Source organism: Polynucleobacter sp. AM-26B4 (assembly GCF_018882285.1).
In the GTDB taxonomy this organism is placed as follows: domain Bacteria; phylum Pseudomonadota; class Gammaproteobacteria; order Burkholderiales; family Burkholderiaceae; genus Polynucleobacter.
The window spans coordinates 1-508 of sequence record NZ_JACVOT010000004.1 but is presented as its reverse complement, the minus strand read 5'-3'; the positions used below and the strand labels follow the sequence as shown (position 1 = coordinate 508).

1 protein-coding gene is annotated in these 508 nt (G+C 51.8%); it reads right to left on the bottom strand.

The features are described from left to right. A partial coding sequence (locus ICE88_RS08425; RefSeq protein ID WP_216252040.1) for a hypothetical protein occupies positions 1-508 on the bottom strand: 508 nt, incomplete at both ends.

The window sequence follows — 508 nt, the reverse complement described above, 5'->3', positions numbered from 1 at the left end:
ATGTCATAGTTGCTAGCCAAGAAGCCATCCGTACCGGTGGCTGATGTAGCAACTACCTCACTAGCGTTTGTACCTACGGCACGAGTCGTGCTAGCAGCGTAACCATTGGCGCTGGTCAAAGTCACAGCCGTGGCCACTTCACTATTGGCATAGGTGCCAGATGTCTTAGTGAAGCCTGATGTGCCTAATGTGAGGCCATCACCGTAAACCTTGGTGCGGTTATCCGCAGTCAAGGTGATCGGACGAGCTGTGATCGCCAAGCTACCAGATACATAGGTGATGTCATAGTTGCTAGCCAAGAAGCCATCCGTACCGGTGGCTGATGTAGCAACTACCTCACTAGCGTTTGTACCTACGGCACGAGACGTGCTAGCAGCGTAACCATTGGCGCTGGTCAAAGTCACAGCCGTGGCCACTTCACTATTGGCATAGGTACCAGCAGTCTTAGTAAATGAGCTTGTACCTAAGCTCAATGTGTCACCATAAACCTTCGTGCGGTTATCCGCAG